General features: G+C 70.2%; 16 protein-coding genes. 1 reads left to right on the forward strand and 15 read right to left on the reverse strand.

Annotated elements, in window-relative coordinates; translation table 11 throughout:
- Nucleotides 1–25 precede the first annotated feature (25 nt).
- From carB to pyrR, 6 genes are all read right to left on the reverse strand, one after another.
- Nucleotides 26–3,334, reverse strand: a complete 3,309-nt coding sequence (carB, locus tag OOK07_RS07120) for a carbamoyl-phosphate synthase large subunit (protein WP_266795570.1) — start codon at nt 3,332–3,334, stop codon at nt 26–28.
- Complete coding sequence (gene carA, locus OOK07_RS07125; RefSeq protein WP_266795571.1) at nt 3,327–4,511, reverse strand: glutamine-hydrolyzing carbamoyl-phosphate synthase small subunit; 1,185 nt, start codon at nt 4,509–4,511, stop codon at nt 3,327–3,329. The genes carB and carA overlap by 8 nt, the downstream gene beginning before the upstream one ends.
- Nucleotides 4,508–5,140 (reverse strand): PH-like domain-containing protein, encoded by a 633-nt coding sequence (locus OOK07_RS07130; protein ID WP_266795573.1) that lies wholly within the window; start codon nt 5,138–5,140, stop codon nt 4,508–4,510. Before OOK07_RS07130 ends, carA begins: the two co-directional genes overlap by 4 nt.
- Complete coding sequence (locus tag OOK07_RS07135; RefSeq protein ID WP_266795575.1) at nt 5,137–6,423, reverse strand: dihydroorotase; 1,287 nt, start codon at nt 6,421–6,423, stop codon at nt 5,137–5,139. Before OOK07_RS07135 ends, OOK07_RS07130 begins: the two co-directional genes overlap by 4 nt.
- A 5-nt stretch (nt 6,424–6,428) precedes the next feature.
- Nucleotides 6,429–7,409 carry an aspartate carbamoyltransferase catalytic subunit gene (locus tag OOK07_RS07140; protein WP_266677981.1) on the reverse strand — a complete coding sequence of 327 codons (981 nt, stop codon included), beginning with the start codon at nt 7,407–7,409 and terminating at the stop codon, nt 6,429–6,431.
- A gap of 103 nt (nt 7,410–7,512) precedes the next feature.
- Nucleotides 7,513–8,103, reverse strand: coding sequence for a bifunctional pyr operon transcriptional regulator/uracil phosphoribosyltransferase PyrR (pyrR, locus tag OOK07_RS07145; protein ID WP_266677983.1), 591 nt, complete (start codon nt 8,101–8,103; stop codon nt 7,513–7,515).
- A gap of 252 nt (nt 8,104–8,355) precedes the next feature.
- Here pyrR and bldD point away from each other — a divergent pair, with 252 nt between their 5' ends.
- Nucleotides 8,356–8,856, forward strand: coding sequence for a transcriptional regulator BldD (bldD, locus tag OOK07_RS07150; protein ID WP_030946861.1), 501 nt, complete (start codon nt 8,356–8,358; stop codon nt 8,854–8,856).
- A 155-nt stretch (nt 8,857–9,011) separates the two neighbouring features.
- On the opposite strand, the gene nusB is transcribed toward bldD, so the two are convergent.
- The 9 genes from nusB to mltG form a co-directional block, all read right to left on the reverse strand.
- Nucleotides 9,012–9,446, reverse strand: a complete 435-nt coding sequence (gene nusB, locus OOK07_RS07155; protein ID WP_266677987.1) for a transcription antitermination factor NusB — start codon at nt 9,444–9,446, stop codon at nt 9,012–9,014.
- A 2-nt stretch (nt 9,447–9,448) separates the two neighbouring features.
- A complete protein-coding gene (efp, locus tag OOK07_RS07160; RefSeq protein WP_266677989.1) occupies nt 9,449–10,015 on the reverse strand; it encodes an elongation factor P in 567 nt (188 codons plus the stop codon).
- A gap of 59 nt (nt 10,016–10,074) precedes the next feature.
- Complete coding sequence (locus tag OOK07_RS07165) at nt 10,075–11,181, reverse strand: aminopeptidase P family protein (protein ID WP_266795578.1); 1,107 nt, start codon at nt 11,179–11,181, stop codon at nt 10,075–10,077.
- 193 nt (nt 11,182–11,374) lie between these two features.
- Complete coding sequence (locus OOK07_RS07170) at nt 11,375–12,205, reverse strand: Pro-rich N-terminal domain-containing protein (RefSeq protein ID WP_266795580.1); 831 nt, start codon at nt 12,203–12,205, stop codon at nt 11,375–11,377.
- A gap of 164 nt (nt 12,206–12,369) precedes the next feature.
- Nucleotides 12,370–13,461 carry a 3-dehydroquinate synthase gene (gene aroB, locus OOK07_RS07175; RefSeq protein ID WP_266677995.1) on the reverse strand — a complete coding sequence of 364 codons (1,092 nt, stop codon included), beginning with the start codon at nt 13,459–13,461 and terminating at the stop codon, nt 12,370–12,372.
- Entirely contained in the window at nt 13,458–13,940 is a 483-nt protein-coding gene (locus OOK07_RS07180; RefSeq protein ID WP_266801911.1) for a shikimate kinase, read from the reverse strand. The genes aroB and OOK07_RS07180 overlap by 4 nt, the downstream gene beginning before the upstream one ends.
- A 32-nt stretch (nt 13,941–13,972) precedes the next feature.
- Nucleotides 13,973–15,157 (reverse strand): chorismate synthase, encoded by a 1,185-nt coding sequence (gene aroC / locus OOK07_RS07185; RefSeq protein ID WP_266795581.1) that lies wholly within the window; start codon nt 15,155–15,157, stop codon nt 13,973–13,975.
- Between the two features lie 169 nt (nt 15,158–15,326).
- Nucleotides 15,327–16,145, reverse strand: a complete 819-nt coding sequence (locus OOK07_RS07190) for a shikimate dehydrogenase (RefSeq protein ID WP_266677999.1) — start codon at nt 16,143–16,145, stop codon at nt 15,327–15,329.
- A complete protein-coding gene (gene mltG, locus OOK07_RS07195; RefSeq protein WP_266795583.1) occupies nt 16,145–17,848 on the reverse strand; it encodes an endolytic transglycosylase MltG in 1,704 nt (567 codons plus the stop codon). The genes OOK07_RS07190 and mltG overlap by 1 nt, the downstream gene beginning before the upstream one ends.
- Nucleotides 17,849–17,860: the final 12 nt, after the last annotated feature.

Here is a 17,860-nt window from a genome sequence, read left to right on the forward strand (position 1 = left end):
GTTTCCGGTGTCCCCCTCAGGGCTGCTAGTCGCGGGCCGCGGTCAGGTGCTGCGCGTGTTCCTGGAGCGAACGGACGCCCACGTCACCGTGGTTGAGGGCGTCGATGCCCTGGACGGCGGCGGCGAGCGCCTGGACCGTCGTCAGGCACGGGACCGACCGCGCCACGGCCGCCGTACGGATCTCGTAGCCGTCGAGGCGGCCGCCGGTGCCGTACGGCGTGTTGACGATGAGGTCGACCTCGCCGTCGTGGATGAGCTGGACGATGGTCTTCTCGCCGTTCGGTCCGGTGCCCTCGGACTGCTTGCGGACGACCGTGGCGTTGAGGCCGTTGCGCCTGAGGACCTCGGCCGTGCCGGAGGTGGCGAGCAGTTCGAAGCCGTGGGCGACCAGCTCGCGCGCCGGGAAGATCATCGAGCGCTTGTCGCGGTTGGCGACCGAGATGAACGCGCGGCCCTTGGTCGGCAGCGGACCGTAGGCGCCCGCCTGCGACTTGGCGTACGCCGTGCCGAAGACGGAGTCGATACCCATGACCTCGCCGGTGGAGCGCATCTCCGGGCCGAGGACCGTGTCGACGCCGCGGCCGTGGATGTCGCGGAAGCGCGACCACGGCATGACGGCCTCCTTGACGGAGATCGGCGCGTCCAGCGGGAGCTCGCCGCCGTCGCCGTTCGCCGGAAGCAGTCCCTCGGCCCGCAGTTCGGCGACGGTCGCGCCCAGGGAGATCCGGGCGGCGGCCTTCGCCAGCGGAACCGCGGTCGCCTTCGAGGTGAAGGGGACGGTGCGGGACGCGCGCGGGTTGGCCTCCAGGACGTAGAGGATGTCACCGGCCATCGCGAACTGGATGTTGATCAGGCCGCGTACGCCGACGCCCTTCGCGATGGCCTCCGTCGAGGCCCGCAGGCGCTTGATGTCGAAGCCGCCCAGGGTGATCGGGGGCAGCGCGCACGCCGAGTCGCCGGAGTGGATGCCGGCCTCCTCGATGTGCTCCATCACGCCGCCGAGGTAGAGCTCGGTGCCGTCGTAGAGCGCGTCGACGTCGATCTCGATCGCGTCGTCGAGGAAGCGGTCGACCAGGACCGGCCGGGAGGGGCTGATCTCGGTCGACTCGGCGATGTAGGACGACAGCCGGGTCTCGTCGTAGACGATCTCCATGCCGCGCCCGCCGAGGACGTACGACGGCCGGACGAGGACCGGGTAGCCGATCTCGTCGGCGATGGCCTTGGCCTCGGCGAAGGTCGTGGCGGTGCCGTGCTTGGGGGCCGGGAGGGCGGCTTCCGCCAGCACGCGCCCGAACGCGCCCCGGTCCTCGGCCGCGTGGATGGCCTCCGGCGGGGTGCCCACGATCGGCACGCCGTTGTCCTTGAGTGCCTGCGAGAGACCCAGCGGCGTCTGGCCGCCCAGCTGCACGATCACACCCGCGACCGGGCCGGCCTGCTGCTCCGCGTGGACGATCTCCAGTACGTCTTCCAGCGTCAGCGGCTCGAAGTACAGACGGTCGGAGGTGTCGTAGTCCGTGGAGACGGTCTCCGGGTTGCAGTTGACCATCACCGTCTCGTAGCCCACGTCGCTCAGCGCGAAGGACGCGTGGACGCACGAGTAGTCGAACTCGATGCCCTGGCCGATGCGGTTGGGGCCTGAGCCCAGGATGATGACGGCGGGCTTCTCGCGCCGCGCGACCTCGGTCTCCTCGTCGTAGGAGGAGTAGAAGTACGGCGTCTTCGCGGCGAACTCGGCGGCGCAGGTGTCGACGGTCTTGTAGACCGGGCGGATGCCGAGAGCGTGCCGGACCTCGCGGACGACGTCCTCGCGCAGACCGCGGATCTCGGCGACCTGCTGGTCCGAGAAGCCGTGCCGCTTGGCCTCGGCCAGCAGCTCCCGGGTCAGCTCCGGCGCCTGGGCCAGCTCGTCCGCGATCTCCTTGATCAGGAAGAGCTGGTCGACGAACCAGGGGTCGATCTTCGTGTACTCGAAGACCTCCTGCGGCGTGGCGCCCGCGCGGATGGCCTGCATGACGGTGTTGATACGGCCGTCGGTGGGCCGTAGGGCCTCTTCGAGGAGGAGCGTCTTGTCGCCGGGCTCGCCGACGAAGGTGAACTGGCTGCCCTTCTTCTCCAGCGAGCGCAGCGCCTTCTGGAAGGCCTCGGTGAAGTTGCGGCCGATGGCCATGGCCTCGCCGACCGACTTCATGGTCGTGGTCAGCGTGGAGTCGGCCTGCGGGAACTTCTCGAAGGCGAAGCGCGGGGCCTTCACGACCACGTAGTCGAGCGTCGGCTCGAAGGAGGCCGGGGTCTCCCGCGTGATGTCGTTCGGGATCTCGTCGAGCGTGTAGCCGACGGCGAGCTTGGCCGCGATCTTGGCGATCGGGAAGCCGGTCGCCTTGGACGCGAGGGCCGAGGAGCGGGACACGCGCGGGTTCATCTCGATGACGATCACGCGACCGTCCTCGGGGTTCACCGCGAACTGGATGTTGCAGCCGCCGGTGTCGACACCGACCTCACGGATCACGGCGATGCCGATGTCCCGCAGGATCTGGTACTCGCGGTCGGTCAGCGTCATCGAGGGCGCGACGGTGATCGAGTCGCCGGTGTGCACGCCCATGGGGTCGAAGTTCTCGATGGAGCAGACGACCACGACGTTGTCGTGCTTGTCGCGCATCAGCTCCAGCTCGTACTCCTTCCAGCCGAGGATGGACTCCTCCAGGAGCACCTCGGTGGTCGGCGACAGCGTGAGGCCCTGGCCGGCGATGCGGCGCAGCTCCTCCTCGTCGTGCGCGAAGCCGGAGCCGGCGCCGCCCATGGTGAAGGACGGCCGGACGACGACCGGGTAGCCGCCGAGCGTCTCGACGCCCCCGAGAACGTCCTCCATGGAGTGGCAGATGACCGAGCGGGCGGACTCGCCGTGGCCGATCTTCTGGCGGACGGCCTCGACGACGCCCTTGAAGAGGTCGCGGTCCTCGCCCTTGTTGATGGCCTCGACGTTGGCGCCGATCAACTCGACGCCGTACTTGTCGAGCGTGCCCGCCTCGTGCAGCGAGATGGCCGTGTTGAGGGCCGTCTGGCCGCCCAGGGTGGGCAGCAGGGCGTCCGGGCGCTCCTTGGCGATGATCTTCTCGACGAACTCCGGGGTGATCGGCTCGACGTACGTGGCGTCGGCGATCTCCGGGTCGGTCATGATCGTCGCCGGGTTGGAGTTCACGAGGATGACCCTGAGGCCCTCGGCGCGAAGGATGCGGCACGCCTGGGTGCCGGAGTAGTCGAACTCGGCGGCCTGGCCGATGACGATCGGGCCGGAGCCGATGACCAGGACGGACTGGATATCGGTGCGCTTAGGCACGCTGGCCCTCCATCGGGACTGTGCTCATCAAAGACGTGAAGCGGTCGAACAGGTAGGCGGCGTCGTGCGGGCCCGCTGCCGCTTCGGGGTGGTACTGGACGGAGAAGGCCGGCTGGTCGAGCAGCCGGAGCCCCTCCACGACGTTGTCGTTCAGGCACACGTGCGAGACCTCGACGCGCCCGAACCTCGTCTCGCTGACCTTGTCGAGCGGCGCGTCCACGGCGAAGCCGTGGTTGTGCGCGGTGACCTCGACCTTGCCGGTCGTACGGTCCTGGACGGGCTGGTTGATGCCCCGGTGGCCGTACTTCAGCTTGTAGGTGCCGAAGCCGAGCGCCCGCCCGAGGATCTGGTTGCCGAAGCAGATGCCGAACAGCGGCGTCTTCCGCTCCAGGACCGCGGTCATCAGCGCGACCGGGCCGTCGGCGGTCGCCGGGTCGCCGGGCCCGTTGGAGAAGAAGACCCCGTCGGGGGCGACGGCGTAGACGTCCTCTTCTGTGGCCGTGGCCGGCAGCACATGCACCTCGATGCCGCGCTCGGCCATGCGGTGCGGGGTCATGCCCTTGATGCCGAGGTCGATCGCGGCGACGGTGAACTTCGCGGTGCCGATCGGAACGGCTTCGCCGTCGGGGCCGACCGCGGGGACGACGTACGTCTCCTTGGTGGCGACCTCCTCGTAGAGGCTGGCGCCCTTCATGTGCGGCTGGGCCTGCACGCGCGCGAGAAGCTCGGACTCGGGGGCGATCGCCTCGCCGGAGAAGATCCCGGAGCGCATGGAGCCGCGCTCGCGCAGGTGGCGGGTGAGCGCGCGGGTGTCGATGCCGCTGATGCCGACGATGTCCTGCGCGACCAGCTCGTCGTCCAGGGAACGCTTGGCGCGCCAGTTGGACGGCACGCGCGCGGGGTCGCGCACGACATAGCCGGAGACCCAGATGCGGCTCGACTCGTCGTCCTCGTCGTTCCAGCCGGTGTTGCCGATCTGCGGGGCGGTCGCGACGACGATCTGGCGGTCGTACGACGGGTCGGTCAGAGTCTCCTGGTAGCCGGTCATGCCGGTGGAGAACACGGCCTCGCCGAAGGTCTCCCCCACGGCCCCGTAGGCACGGCCGCGGAAGATCCGGCCGTCCTCCAGGACGAGTACCGCGGGAACCCTGGAGGCTCCCCTTGTGGAGGTCGTCATCGTGCGCCTTCCGTTTCCGTCTTGTTGATCATGGAGTTGATGGTGTCGACCCACTCGGTGTGCTCGGCCGCCCGGTCGGAGCGGAACCCGGAGTCGATCAGTCGGTCGCCGTGTGTCCAGGTCACCACCAGCAGCCCGCCCTCGGTCAGGACCTTGCCGGCGATGCCCTTGTCGAGCCGGGCCTCGCGCAGAGCCGCGAGGGGGACGAAGAAATCCGTCGCCCCGGGACGTACGACGTCCAGTCCCGCGTCGGTCAGCGTGAGCTCGGCCCGGCTGCGGGTGCCGAGGCCGTGCGCCACGATGCGGTCCAGCCACTGACCGGCGGTCGTGGAGCCGTGGTAGCGGCCGCTCATCGTCAGTCTCACCTCGCCGGCCTCGTCCGGCATTCCGGACTGCGGCGGCTTGCCGCCTCCGTCGAGGGTGGTGGAGGTCGACGGGCGTGCGGGCAGCTCGGGGATGTCGCCCTGGAGCGTGCCGCGCCACTTCCAGCCCTCGCGCATCAGCCAGTAGACGAGCGCGACGAAGAGGGCGAGGCCGACGAGCCAGCCCGCGCGGGCGGCCCAGTCGGTGACCTCGGCCGACTTCTTTTCGGCGGCGAGTCCGGCGGCGAGCAGAGTTGCAGGTGTCACGTGAGCTTCCCGTCGACGAGCGTGGCCTTGCCCCGGAGCCACGTGTGCGTGACACGGCCCGGCAGCTCACGCCCCTCGTACGGGGTGTTCCGGCTGCGCGAGGCGAAGCCCGCGGGGTCCACCGACCCACGGTATTCCGTGTCGACGAGCGTGAGGTTGGCGGGCTCACCAGCCGAGACGGGACGGCCGTGCCCCTGGGCCCGCCCGATGCCGGCGGGCTTGACGGACATGCGCTCGGCAACCCCGGCCCAGGTGAGAAGCCCGGTGTCCACCATGGTCTCCTGCACCACTGACAACGCCGTCTCCAGGCCCACCATGCCCATGGCGGCCGCGGCCCACTCGCAGTCCTTGTCCTCGTGCGGGTGCGGGGCGTGGTCGGTGGCGACGATGTCGATCGTGCCGTCGGCGAGCGCCTCGCGCAGGGCGAGCACGTCGCGCTCGGTGCGCAGCGGCGGGTTGACCTTGTAGACCGGGTCGTACGTCCGCACCAGCTCGTCCGTGAGGAGCAGGTGGTGCGGGGTGACCTCGGCGGTGACGTCGATGCCGCGGGACTTGGCCCAGCGGACGATCTCGACGGACCCGGCGGTCGACAGGTGGCAGATGTGGACGCGGGAGCCGACGTGCTCGGCGAGCAGGACATCCCGGGCGATGATCGATTCTTCGGCCACCGCGGGCCAGCCCCCGAGCCCCAGCTGGGCGGAGACGATGCCCTCGTTCATCTGGGCGCCCTCGGTCAGCCGCGGCTCCTGCGCGTGCTGGGCGACGACCCCGCCGAAGGCCTTCACGTACTCCAGGGCGCGCCGCATGATCACGGCGTCGTCCACGCACTTGCCGTCGTCGGAGAAGACGGTGACGCCCGCCGCCGACTCGTGCATGGCGCCCAGCTCGGCGAGCTTCTTGCCCTCCAGGCCGACGGTGACGGCGCCGATGGGCTGCACATCGCAGTAGCCGTGCTCACGGCCCAGCCGCCAGACCTGCTCGACGACGCCGGCGGTGTCGGCGACCGGGAAGGTGTTGGCCATGGCGAAGACGGCCGTGTAGCCGCCGCTCGCCGCCGCGCGCGTGCCGGTCAGCACGGTCTCGGAGTCCTCGCGGCCCGGCTCACGCAGGTGGGTGTGCAGATCGACGAGTCCCGGCAGGAGTACCTTGCCGCCGGCTTCGACGACCTCGGCGCCCTCGTCGGAGAGCCCCGTCCCGACGGCCTCGATGACCTCACCGTCGATCAGCACGTCCTGCGGCTCGCCGCCGAGCACCTTCGCACCACGGATCAGGATCTTGCTCATGGTTCCTACTTCTCCTCGATGGTGCGGGCGTGGGTGACGGCGGGTTCGTTGCCACCGAGCAGCAGATACAGGACGGCCATCCGGATGGACACTCCGTTTGCGACCTGCTCGACGACGGTGCAGCGGTCGGAGTCGGCGACCTCGGCGGTGATCTCCATGCCGCGGACCATCGGGCCGGGGTGCATCACGATGGCGTGCTCGGGCATCCGCGCCATGCGCTCGCCGTCGAGGCCGTAGCGCCGCGAGTACTCGCGCTCGGTCGGGAAGAAGGCGGCGTTCATGCGCTCGCGCTGGACGCGGAGCATCATCACGGCGTCGGACTTGGGGAGTACGACGTCGAGGTCGTACGACACCTCGCAGGGCCAGCGCTCGACGCCGACCGGCACCAGGGTGGGCGGGGCGACGAGGGTGACCTCGGCGCCGAGGGTGTGCAGCAGGTCGACGTTGGAGCGGGCGACCCTGCTGTGCAGGACGTCCCCGACGATCGTGATCCGCTTGCCGGACAGGTCCTGTCCGAGGCCGGCGTCCCGGCCCACCAGACGGCGGCGCATGGTGAACGCGTCGAGCAGGGCCTGCGTGGGGTGCTGGTGGGTGCCGTCACCGGCGTTGATGACGGCGGCGTCGATCCAGCCCGAGGTGGCGAGGCGGTACGGCGCTCCGGAGGCGCCGTGCCGGATGACCACGGCGTCGACGCCCATGGCCTCCAGCGTCTGGGCGGTGTCCTTCAGGGACTCGCCCTTGGAGACGCTCGAACCCTTGGCGGTGAAGTTGATGACGTCCGCGGACAGGCGCTTCTCGGCGGCCTCGAAGGAGATACGCGTGCGCGTGGAGTCCTCGAAGAAGAGGTTGACGACGGTGCGGCCGCGCAGGGTCGGCAGTTTCTTGATCGGCCGGTCGGCGACCCTGGCCATCTCCTCGGCGGTGTCGAGGATCAGGACGGCGTCGTCGCGGGTGAGGTCGGCGGCCGAGATGAGATGACGCTGCATCTGTCAGGCTCCGTAGGGCAGTTCAGGTTGGGGAGATTCCGGGCAGGCGGGCTCGTGCAGGGGCGCACTGAGCAGGCGTACGGGGGTGACGTACGCGTGCGTGCTACTGCTGCTCGCCCGGGGCGGCCGGCTTGGCACCGAGCAGCACGGTGTCGCGACCGTCCTCCTCGGCGAGCTGGACCTTGACCGTCTCCCGCAACGACGTGGGGAGGTTCTTGCCGACATAGTCGGCGCGGATGGGCAGTTCGCGGTGGCCGCGGTCGACGAGGACCGCGAGCTGCACCGCGCGCGGGCGCCCGATGTCGTTCAGGCCGTCGAGGGCGGCGCGGATGGTGCGGCCGGAGAAGAGCACGTCGTCGACGAGGACGACCAGGCGGCCGTCGATGCCGTCACCGGGAATCTCGGTGCGGGCCAGCGCACGCGGCGGATGCATGCGCAGGTCGTCGCGGTACATGGTGATGTCGAGCGAACCGACCGGGATCTTCCGGTCGGTGATCTCCTCGAGCTTGGCGGCGAGCCGCTGCGCGAGGAAGACGCCCCGGGTCGGAATGCCGAGGAGCACCACGTCGTCGGCGCCCTTGGCACGCTCGACGATCTCGTGGGCGATGCGGGTCAACACCCGCGCAATGTCGGGGCCTTCGAGAACGGGCCGGGCATCGGAGCCTTGCGTGTCCTGCTTGTCCTGCTTGTCCATAAGAAACGGACCTCCTTCTCCGCCTCACGGGACGGACCTTAAAGGACGTCGGATTTGCGCCATCCACGGTAGCAGGCCCTGAGACACCCCTGATCACCCGCCTGGCGTAACCAGCCACCGCGGCCACGGAAGAGTCGGTGTGGACCATTCGGCTTGACGCGCGAGAGTCACGCTGCGTAACCTCACAGTGAGTTACCAGACGCGCGGCTCGGACCCTCTGCAGCCGCGTCGACACAGTGTCCGGGGAGCTATATGTCCAGCGAATACGCCAAACAGCTCGGGGCCAAGCTCCGGGCCATCCGCACCCAGCAGGGCCTTTCCCTCCACGGTGTCGAGGAGAAGAGCCAGGGACGCTGGAAGGCGGTCGTGGTCGGTTCGTACGAGCGCGGTGACCGTGCCGTGACCGTACAGCGCCTCGCCGAGCTGGCGGATTTCTACGGGGTCCCGGTGCAGGAGCTCCTGCCGGGCACCACCCCGGGCGGCGCCGCCGAGCCGCCGCCGAAGCTGGTCCTGGACCTGGAGCGGCTGGCGACCGTGCCGGCCGAGAAGGCGGGCCCGCTGCAGAGGTATGCGGCGACGATCCAGTCGCAGCGCGGCGATTACAACGGCAAGGTGCTGTCGATCCGCCAGGACGACCTGCGCACACTCGCCGTCATCTACGACCAGTCCCCCTCGGTCCTCACCGAGCAGCTGATCAGCTGGGGCGTGCTGGACGCGGACGCGCGCCGAGCCGTCGCCCACGAAGAGGTCTGACAGCATCCAGCAGAAACGTGCCGCCCGGGGGTGGCCGGAACTTCACTGTTCCGGCCACCCCGGCGGCGTTCTGCGGCCCTCGACGGCCTCGCAGGCACGGGAACGCCAGGGGGCCCGCAGCAATCACACTGCGGGCCCCCTGGCGTTCCCGTGCCTTACGCCTCGTCCCGGCGCAGCGAGGGCTTCAGCTCCTTGAGCCGGCCCAGCAGGCCGTTGACGAAGGCGGGCGACTCATCCGTGGAGAACTCCTTCGCGAGCTGCACCATCTCGTCCAGCACGACGGCGTCCGGGGTCTCGTCGGCCCAGATCAGCTCGTAGGCCCCGAGGCGCAGAACGTTGCGGTCCACGACCGGCATGCGGTCGAGGGTCCAGCCGACCGAGTACTGCGCGATCAGCTCGTCGATGCGCCGCGCGTGCTTCGCGTAACCCTCGACAAGCTGCATCGTGTACTCGCTGACCGGCGGCTGCCGGGTGTCGTCCCGGGAGAGCCGGATCCAGTCCGCGAGGACCGTGTGGACGTCGACGTCACGCTGGTCGCCCTCGAAGAGGATCTGGAAGGCGCGCTTGCGGGCCGTGTTGCGGGCAGCCACGGTTAGCCGTTCACCCGGCCGAGGTAGTCGCTCGTACGGGTGTCGACCTTGATCTTCTCACCGGTGGTGATGAAGAGCGGGACGTTGATCTGGTGACCGGTCTCCAGGGTGGCGGGCTTGGTGCCGCCGGTGGAGCGGTCGCCCTGCAGGCCCGGCTCGGTCTCCTGGACGACGAGTTCGACGGCAGCCGGCAACTCGACGAAGAGCACTTCGCCCTCGTGCTGCGCGACGGTGGCCGTGAAGCCCTCGATGAGGAAGTTGGCGGCGTCGCCGACGGCCTTGCGGTCGACCATGAGCTGGTCGTACGTCTCCATGTCCATGAAGACGAAGTACTCGCCGTCCATGTACGAGAACTGCATGTCGCGCTTGTCGACAGTGGCCGTCTCGACCTTGACGCCGGCGTTGAAGGTCTTGTCGACGACCTTGCCGGAGAGCACGTTCTTGAGCTTGGTGCGCACGAAGGCCGGGCCCTTGCCGGGCTTGACGTGCTGGAACTCGACGACGGACCAGAGCTGGCCGCCTTCGAGCTTGAGCACAAGGCCGTTCTTGAGGTCGTTCGTGGAAGCCACGGTTGCGGAATCTCCTGGACTGACGTGGACGACCCCGGCGCACGCGCGTAGCCGACAAGCTAGAGCGCGAGCAGCTCCTTGGTCGTGATGGTGAGTAGCTCGGGTCCGCCGTCCGCCTCAGGGCGAACGACGAGCGTGTCATCGATCCGGACACCGCCCCGGCCCGGGAGGTGGACCCCCGGTTCGACGGTGACCGGCACGCAGGCGTCCAGTTTACCCATGGCCGCAGGGGCCAGCTGCGGGTCCTCGTCGATTTCGAGCCCCACACCGTGCCCCGTCAGCGCCGTCAGCCCTTCCGCGTAGCCCGCGGAGTCCAGCACCTGACGTGCGGCGCGGTCCACATCGCGGCAGGCCGCACCCGGCGCCAGCGACTCCCGTCCGGCACGCTGAGCGGCGAAGACCAGGTCGTACAGCTCGATCTGCCAGTCCGCGGGGGACGTGCCGATGACGAAGGTACGGCCGATCTCGCAGCGGTAGCCGCGGTATGCGGCGCCCAGACAGACGGAGAGGAAGTCGCCCTCTTCGACGCGGCGGTCGGTGGGCCGGTGCGCGCGTCTGCCGGCGTTGGGGCCGGTGCCCACGGAGGTCGGGAAGGCGGGGCCGTCGGCGCCGTGGTCGACGAGGCGGCGCTCCAGTTCGAGGGCGAGATGGCGTTCGGTGCGGCCGACCAGGATGGACTCCAGGAGTTCACCGAGAGCCTGGTCGGCGATTTCGGCGCCGATGCGGAGGCAGGAGATCTCCTCCTCGTCCTTGACCACTCTGAGCTGTTCGACCGCGCCACCGAGGTCGGCCAGGCGCAGCCGCGGGACCACCGAGCGGATCTCCCGGTGCCGGGCCACGGTGAGGTGGTGTTCCTCCACGGCGAGGGTGTCGGCGCGTTGGGCCTCGGCGAGATCGGCGGCGGCGACGGCGGGATCGCCCGCACTGCCGGGCAGGGCCTGCACGCGCAGCGAATCGTCCGGTCGTCCCTGCGGGGGTCTCTCGTCCGGTGGGCCGGCGCACAGGAGAAGGTCCTCGGTCTTGCCCAGGAGCAGGACGGCGCCCTGTGGGGCGGCGCCCGCGAGGTAGCGGACGTTGGCGGGGCGGGAGATCAGCGCGGCCTGGCTGCCGCCGGCCTTGCAGCGTTCCCTCAGCCTTGCTCGGCGGACTGCGTACACCTCTGACATGACACGAGCGTAGGAGCGGTGGGTGATTTGTGCCGGTTGGGGTGCCGATTGGGGGATGGGGGTGCCGATTCCTGTCGTGTGCGAGGTGCGGGCCGACGGGGCTGATCGCGGTGGGGGTTCGAGCGCGCCCCGGCGGCGCTGCCGCATGCCTGGGCGGCCTCGCGCCCCGCAAAGCCGGTCAGCCTCCCGGTGGCTACCAGTTCGGCGGACTGGCGATGGACCGTGCCAGTACGTCGTCCAGGACCCTCGCCGTCTGGGGGACGTCCAGCTGGGAGTTGTCGATGATCGGCAGGCCCGAGCCGTACCAGCCCGCCATACGGCCGTGTATGCGGGCCACCTCCTCGTCGGTGAGGCGGCGGTTGCCGGAGCGTTCCGCGTTGCGTTCCAGGACGATCTCCAGGCCGGGGAGGAGGACGACCGGGAGCAGGCCGGGGCCCACGTGGCGCTTCCAGCCGCCGAGGCCGACAACCGGACGGTCCGGGAACACGGCGTCGTCGAGGATGCAGGAGATGTTGTTGGCCAGGAAGTTGCGGGCGGCGAAGCCGCAGGTGCGGCGGGCCAGGCGGTACTGCGCCTCCGAGCCGTCGTTCCACCCCGACTGCGGATCGGCGAAGCCCGAGCGGACCCATTCGCGTACGTCGTCGAGGCTGATGTGGGCGGTGGGGACCCGGCGGTGGTCCGCCCAGCACTTGGCGACGCTCGTCTTGCCGGCACCCGCGGGGCCGATCAGCAGCACCGCGAGGGTCGTGCTGGTCGCGTCCGGCACCGTGGTGGCGGGCGGTGCGCTGGGCATGGCGACCGGGCCGCCGGGCGGCAGCGGGACATGGCCGGTGGTGTCCGGGGCGGGCGGGGCCGGCGCCGGAGGCACCTGGGGGTAGCCCGGCGCAGGGGGCACGGGGGCGGCGCCATGGTGCGGAGCCGCCTGCTGCTGGCCCGGCTGGTGTGCGGCCGGCGACCAGCCTGCGGCCGGTCCGTGCCCCGGCTGATGGGGCGGCGGCAGCGGAGAACCCACTGCATGCTGCATCCGGTGCCACTCCGTCTCGTACAGGCAATTGGCGCTGGCAGCGGGCGCGAGGCCCGCTCCCTACCGAACGGTACCGTCCCCGGCCGCCGTTTGGTGAACGGCCGGGGACGGCCCGAAGTGCCCATGCCTGCAAGGCAAATCGGACGGATCGCGCTCCGCCGGACTTACTCGCCCACTTCGCCGTACGCGGCCAGCAGGACGGCCGGGTCGGGGCCTTCCAGGACGGTCGGCTTGGCCAGGCCGTCGAGGACGATGAAGCGCAGCAGGTCGCCGCGGGACTTCTTGTCGACCTTCATGGTCTCCAGCAGCTTGGGCCACTGGTCGTAGCGGTAGTGCAGCGGCAGGCCGACCGCTTCGAGGACGGTGCGGTGGCGGTCGGCCGTCGCGTCGTCCAACCGGCCCGCCAGGCGGCCGAGTTCGGCGGCGAAGTGCATGCCGACGGCGACCGCGGCGCCGTGCCGCCACTTGTAGCGCTCGTTCTTCTCGATGGCGTGGCCGAGCGTGTGGCCGTAGTTGAGGATCTCCCTGAGGCCCGACTCCTTCAGGTCGGAGGAGACGACCTCGGCCTTGACCCGGATGGAGCGCTCGATGAGCTCGGCGGTGTGCGGGCCCTCCGGGGTACGGGCGGCCTGCGGATCGGCCTCGATGAGCTCCAGGATCTGCGGGTCGGCGATGAAACCGGCCTTGATGATCTCGGCGAGCCCGGAGACGTAGTCGTTGACCGGGAGGGAGTCCAGCGCGGCCAGGTCGCACAGCACGCCGGCGGGCGGGTGGAAGGCGCCGACGAGGTTCTTGCCCTCGGCGGTGTTGATGCCGGTCTTGCCACCGACGGCCGCGTCCACCATCGCGAGGACCGTGGTCGGGATCGCGATCCAGCGCACCCCGCGCAGCCAGGTGGCGGCCACGAAACCGGCGAGGTCGGTGGTGGATCCGCCACCGACGCCGACAATGACGTCGGAGCGGGTGAACCCGGACTGGCCCAGCGCCTTCCAGCAGTAGGCGGCGACCTCGGCGGTCTTGGCCTCCTCCGCGTTCGGCACCTGAATGGCGACGGCTTCGAAGCCCTGCCCTGCCAGATCGGCCCGCAGCGCCTCGCCCGTCTCGGCGAGCGCCTCGGGGTGGACCACCGCGACCCGCTTGGCCTTCTCCCCGATCAACCCGCCGAGCTCTCCCAGGAGTTGACGACCGACCAGGACCTCGTACGGCTCGGTCCCGGCCGTGCCCCCGACCTGGATCCGGGTGACTGCCTCGCTCATGCTTCCTTCAACTCCAGTGCGTCCAGGGCGACTTGGGTGACCTCTTCGGGCGTACGGCCGTCGGTCGCCACGACCGCCGTGGCGACCTCCTCGTACAGCGAGCGCCGGGCCTCCATCAGCTCGCGCCACTGCTTGCGCGGGTTGACCGCGAGCAGTGGCCGAGCCGCGTTCAGGCCGGTGCGTTTGACCGCCTCCTCCACGTCCATCGAGAGGTAGACCACGCGCTGCCCGCCCAGCAGCGCGCGCGTGTCCGCGTCCAGGATCGAGCCGCCGCCGAGGGCGAGGACACCCTCGTGCTCGGCCAGCGCCCGGTGCACGGCGGCCTTCTCGATCGCCCGGAAGGCAGCTTCGCCCTCGTCGACGAAGATCTCCGCGATGGTGCGGCCCTGCTCGGCCACGATGTCGTCGTCGGTGTCCCGGTAGCCGACACCGAGCCGCTCGGCCAGCAGCTGTCCGACGGTGGATTTGCCCACACCCATCGGACCGACCAGCACCACGACAGGCACTGCGCTCACCGGACGGCCAGGTGGTCGAGGTACGACCGCACGTTGCGCCGGGTCTCGGCCACCGAGTCACCGCCGAACTTCTCCGCCACCGCGTCCGCGAGGACGAGCGCGACCATCGCCTCGGCCACGATGCCGGCCGCCGGCACCGCGGACACGTCGGAGCGCTGGTGGTGCGCCTGAGTGGCCTCGCCGGTGCTCACGTCGACGGTCTGCAGGGCGCGCGGCACGGTCGCGATCGGCTTCATCGCCGCCCGCACCCGCAGCAGCTCGCCGGTGGTCAGCCCGCCCTCGGTGCCGCCGGAGCGGCCGGAGGTACGCCGGAGGCCCTCGTCGGTCTTCACGATCTCGTCGTGCGCCTTCGAACCGGGCACCCGCGCCAGCTCGAACCCGTCACCGATCTCGACGCCCTTGATCGCCTGGATGCCCATGAGAGCACCGGCCAGCCGGGCATCCAGCTTGCGGTCCCAGTGCACGTGCGAGCCCAGCCCGACGGGCACGCCGTACGCGAGGATCTCGACCACCCCACCCAGGGTGTCACCGTCCTTGTGGGCCTGGTCGATCTCCGCGACCATCGCCTTCGACGCGTCCGCGTCCAGGCAGCGCACCGGGTCGGCGTCCAGCTTCTCGACATCGGCCGGCGTGGGGTAGACGCCCTGCGGGGCCTTCGCGGAGGCCAGCTCGACGACGTGGCTGACGATCTCGATCCCGGCCGTCTCCTTGATGTACGACCGTGCCACGGCGCCGAGCGCGACACGCGCCGCCGTCTCCCGGGCGGACGCGCGCTCCAGGATCGGCCGGGCCTCGTCGAAGCCGTACTTCTGCATGCCCGCGAGGTCGGCGTGACCGGGACGCGGCCGGGTCAGCGGGGCGTTGCGGGCCAGGCCCGCCAGGATCTCCGGATCGATGGGATCGGCCGCCATGACCTGCTCCCACTTCGGCCACTCGGTGTTGCCCACCATGATCGCGACCGGCGAACCGAGGGTGAGGCCGTGCCTGACACCACCGAGGAAGGTGACCTCGTCACGCTCGAACTTCATCCGCGCACCGCGTCCATAGCCGAGTCGGCGCCGGGCCAGGTGGTCCGCCACCATCTCCGTGGTGATCGGCACGCCGGCGGGAAGGCCCTCCAGCGTCGCCACGAGTGCGGGACCGTGGGACTCCCCCGCGGTCAGCCAGCGCAACCTGCTCAACGGTGCTCCTCAGTGCTCGCGCCCCGGTACTGCCCTGCGTACGCACGTCCTCGCGTACGTCGACGGCTCGACCAGGTGCGCGGCCCTGGCCCGCCACCCTCGATCCTCCCACGTCCGGCAGGCGGCATCGGTCCGAGTCCGGCAGACGGACGTGGGAGGAGCGGACCGATCAGTCCCGCAGGGCGGCGGCCTCGCGCATCGCGGCCAGCGGGGAACGCGCGTCGCCTGTGAACTGGCGGAACTGGAAGACCGCCTGGTGCACCAACAGGTCGAGGCCGCCGAGGACGTGCCCTCCCTGCGCTTCCCAGGCCGCGGCGAGGGGAGTGGGCCACGGGTCGTAGAGAACGTCGAAGAGGGTGCCGATGTGCGCAGGCAGCTCCGCGGCCAGCGCGTCGGTGCCCCCGGCGGGCGTCGTGGAGATCACCAGGGGTGCCTCGAAGGCCCGGGCCGCATCGGTCCAGTCGGCCGGGCGTACCTGGACTCCGAGCCGCTCGCCCCACTGCCGCATCTCGTCGGCGCGCCGCTTGCTGCGCACGTAGACGGTGACCTCGCCCGTGCAGATCCGGGCGAGCGCCGCGAGGGCGGAGGAGGCGGTGGCGCCGGCACCCAGGATCGCCGCCGACTCGGTCTTCTCCACTCCGCGCTCGTGCAGCGCGGCGACCAGTCCGGGGATGTCGGTGTTGTCGCCGGTCTTGCTCCCGTCGGGCCGGAGGACCACCGTGTTCACGGCCTCCACGGAGGCCGCCGTGTCGGTGATCTCGTCGAGCAGCGGGATCACGGCACGCTTCAGCGGCATCGTCAGGGACAGCCCGGCCCACTCGGGACCGAGCTGTGCGAGGAACCCGGGCAGCGCGTCCTCGTCGATCTCGAACCTGTCGTACGACCAGCCCTCCAGGCCGAGTGCCCGGTATCCCGCGGTGTGCAACCGCGGGGACAGCGAGTGGGCGATGGGCGAGCCGAGCACGGCCGCCCTGCGGGTCGTCGTCATCAGCCCTTTTTCCTCGACGCGTTGAACTCGTCGACCAGCTTGTTGTGCTCGGCGAGCGTCTTCGTGAACTTGCTGGTCTTGCCGTCCAGCGAGATGAAGTAGTACCAGCCGTCGTGCGTCGGTGCGAGCGCGCCCTTGAGCGCGTCCGCACCGGGATTGTCGATGGGCCCGGGGGGCAGGCCCTTGATGTAGTACGTGTTGTAGGGGTTGTTGTACTTCCGCAGCTCGGCGATGCTCAGGTCGATCTTGCTCTGGTTCTTCACGTAGTTGTACGTGGAGTCGAACTCGAGCGAGCCGTAGGTCTCGGGGTTCCCGGGCTTGAGGCGGTTGAAGACGACCTCGGCCATCTTGCGGAAGTCGTCGTGGCTCGTGCCCTCGGCCTGCACCAGGCTCGCCACGGTGAGCAGCTGCCAGGGGCTGTCGAGTCCCAGGCTCTTCGCCTTCTTGACGAGGCCGAGCTCCTCGTATGTGTCGTTGGCCCGGGAGACCATCTCCTTCAGGACCGTCTCGGGCTTCTGCCCCTTCGTGGCCGCGTAGCTGGAGGGGTAGAGGAACCCTTCCAGCGGGTCCTTCAGGTTCGGGTGTTCCAGCGCCCAGCCGGGCAGGCCGAGTTTCTTGTAGTCCTTCTTCGCGATCTTCGCGGTGGTGCCCTCGGCGACTCCGAGCCGCGTGTCGATCAGCTTGTAGACAGCCGTGTTGCGATAGCCCTCGGCGATGATCAGGTTGCTGCGGCTCTTGTTGCTGAGCATCAGTTCGACCGCGCTCGCGGCCGACATTTGCTTCTGCAGGGTGTAGACGCCGTCCTGGATCTTCTTGCCGTCGGGATTCGACTGCTGCGCGGAGACAAACGCGTCGACGCTCTCGACGACGCCCGCTTCCTTGAGCTTCTGGCCGATCACATAACCGCCGGCACCCTTGGGGATGACGACGGTGACCTGTGCGCCGTCGCCGTCGCCCGCATAGTCGGGTGCCGCGCCGAAACGGTCCTTGTAGAACTGGTAGCCGAAATAGCCGACCCCGCCGACGCCTCCGGCGAAGACCACCACCAGTACCAGGCAGGCACATCCGCTGCGACGTTTCTTCGGTTTCTTGCCGCCGCGGTTCTTGCGGTCGGCCCGGGGGTCGTCACCCTCGTCCTCGTCTTCGTTCCCGCCCGCGAAGAAGGCATGCTCGCCCTGGTCGGGGCCGGGGTCCCAGTCGGTCCGCGGCTCGGGTTCGGCCTGCCTGCGGCTGGGCGGCTCAGGGGGCGGGTAGGCGTCGGGCGCGTTGTAGTAGTCGGGCTGGTCCGCGGCGTACGCGGCGGCCTGCTGGCCGTACGGGTCCGAGGGGTCCGTGTATGGGACATGCGTGTGCGTGCCAGTGCCCCAGCTGCCCTGGTCGTACGACTGCTGGGTCTGGTCGTAGCCCTGCTGCCCCTGGTCGTAGCCCTGCTGCCCCTGGTCGTAACCCTGCTGACCCTGACCGGCGTAGTACTGCTGGTCGTAGCCCTGATACTGCTGCGCCTGCCCGTAGGAGGACTGCCCGCCGTCGCCCCAGTCACCGTAGTGCTGCTGCTGCGGCTGCTCCGGATAGTGCTGTGGCTGGCCGCCGTAGGGGGACTGCCGGCCCACCTGGGCCTGCTGTCCGCCCCACCCGTCGTCCCCGTGCAACGGGTCCTCCGGGTGCCACGGTTCGGGGCCTTGGCCCCGGCCATACTCAGTCATCGATCCCCTAGA

Source organism: Streptomyces sp. NBC_00078 (assembly GCF_026343335.1).
In the GTDB taxonomy this organism is placed as follows: domain Bacteria; phylum Actinomycetota; class Actinomycetes; order Streptomycetales; family Streptomycetaceae; genus Streptomyces.

What these genes read in the sequence shown, in the direction of transcription:
- carA (WP_266795571.1), bottom strand. Translation starts at nt 4,511, where the DNA reads ATGACGACCTCCACAAGGGGAGCCTCCAGGGTTCCCGCGGTACTCGTC.
- OOK07_RS07135 (WP_266795575.1), bottom strand. Translation starts at nt 6,423, where the DNA reads ATGAGCAAGATCCTGATCCGTGGTGCGAAGGTGCTCGGCGGCGAGCCG.
- OOK07_RS07140 (WP_266677981.1), bottom strand. Translation starts at nt 7,409, where the DNA reads ATGCAGCGTCATCTCATCTCGGCCGCCGACCTCACCCGCGACGACGCC.
- pyrR (WP_266677983.1), bottom strand. Translation starts at nt 8,103, where the DNA reads ATGGACAAGCAGGACAAGCAGGACACGCAAGGCTCCGATGCCCGGCCC.
- bldD (WP_030946861.1), top strand. Translation starts at nt 8,356, where the DNA reads ATGTCCAGCGAATACGCCAAACAGCTCGGGGCCAAGCTCCGGGCCATC.
- OOK07_RS07165 (WP_266795578.1), bottom strand. Translation starts at nt 11,181, where the DNA reads ATGTCAGAGGTGTACGCAGTCCGCCGAGCAAGGCTGAGGGAACGCTGC.
- OOK07_RS07170 (WP_266795580.1), bottom strand. Translation starts at nt 12,205, where the DNA reads ATGCAGCATGCAGTGGGTTCTCCGCTGCCGCCGCCCCATCAGCCGGGG.
- aroB (WP_266677995.1), bottom strand. Translation starts at nt 13,461, where the DNA reads ATGAGCGAGGCAGTCACCCGGATCCAGGTCGGGGGCACGGCCGGGACC.
- OOK07_RS07180 (WP_266801911.1), bottom strand. Translation starts at nt 13,940, where the DNA reads ATGGGTGTGGGCAAATCCACCGTCGGACAGCTGCTGGCCGAGCGGCTC.
- OOK07_RS07190 (WP_266677999.1), bottom strand. Translation starts at nt 16,145, where the DNA reads ATGACGACGACCCGCAGGGCGGCCGTGCTCGGCTCGCCCATCGCCCAC.
- mltG (WP_266795583.1), bottom strand. Translation starts at nt 17,848, where the DNA reads ATGACTGAGTATGGCCGGGGCCAAGGCCCCGAACCGTGGCACCCGGAG.